The organism is Arthrobacter sp. JCM 19049, from assembly GCF_001310435.1.
The window spans coordinates 1-973 of sequence record NZ_BAXF01000677.1 but is presented as its reverse complement, the minus strand read 5'-3'; the positions used below and the strand labels follow the sequence as shown (position 1 = coordinate 973).

The 973-nt window shown below is 68.6% G+C and carries 1 protein-coding gene and 1 pseudogene; one reads left to right on the top strand and one right to left on the bottom strand.

Annotated features, from left to right (window positions below; genetic code table 11):
• Positions 1-195 (top strand): annotated as a pseudogene (locus JCM19049_RS21365) (hypothetical protein); the annotation flags it as partial.
• On the opposite strand, the gene JCM19049_RS15445 reads toward JCM19049_RS21365, so the two are convergent.
• A partial coding sequence (locus JCM19049_RS15445; protein WP_054822001.1) for an XdhC family protein occupies positions 169-973 on the bottom strand: 805 nt, incomplete at its 5' end. The pseudogene JCM19049_RS21365 and the gene JCM19049_RS15445 overlap by 27 nt on opposite strands.

Here is a 973-nt window from a genome sequence, read left to right as displayed (position 1 = left end):
CCTGGTGCCCCGCGGCGAGCGCCGCGGCCACGCCGACGTGGGAGCCGCAAACTGCTCAGCCAGCGCGGTGACGTGGTCGACCTCATTGACTGTTCGGACCTGGAGGACGGCGCAGACCTGGACGTCCCGGCGGATCTTGCGCGGTGGGTCGGATCCCCGAGCGCGGCTTCAACCCCCGGGAGTACTGGGGTGTAGCGGCTGGGTTCCGTGGCTCAGCGGAAGGATCTGCGCTTGCCCGCCTTGAACGGCTAGGATCTCGGCCAGGATCGAGACGGCCACCTCGGCGGGGGTCTGTGCGCCCAATCCCAGTCCTATCGGGGAATGCAGGCGCTCCAGTGCCTGGTCATCCACTCCCGTCTGCCGCAGGGCGCAGCGCCGGTCGCGGTCACTGCGCCGTGAGCCCATCGCCCCGACGTAGCCGACCCCCAGCCCCAACGCGAACTGCAACGCCGGGATGTCGATTTTTGGATCATGGGTGAGAATGCAGATCATGCTGCGTGCATCCAAGTCCCCGGCGTCGGCGGCCTGAGCCAGAAAATGGTGCGGCCAGGCCTGCGCCACCTCGGCGCCGGGAAAAGCCGCGGGATCGGCGAACGCGGAGCGCGGATCACACAAGGTGATCCGGTAGCCCAGCGGCCGGGCGGCCTCCACCAGCGCCTGCCCGAAGGCGTTCGCCCCGACAACCACCAGATGTGCCGGAGTTACCCGGCTTTCAACGAACAGCTCGAGCTGTACCCTGTTGTCTCCCGGGACGGCGATCCGCACCCTTCCCGTCCGCTCATTCCGGATCATGGCCGCCGTCTGACTGGCAGCTGCAAGCAACGCCGCGGGTGGCACCAGTGGTTCCAAAGCGGCCAGCAGCTCGTTCTCGTCGTTGGCCCGAACTTCAACGGCGTGGCTGGCGTGTTCCCGGTCTGCGGAGGGAAGCGGCATGATCACCGCCACCGGGTCGGCCTGGCTGGTCGACCGGGCC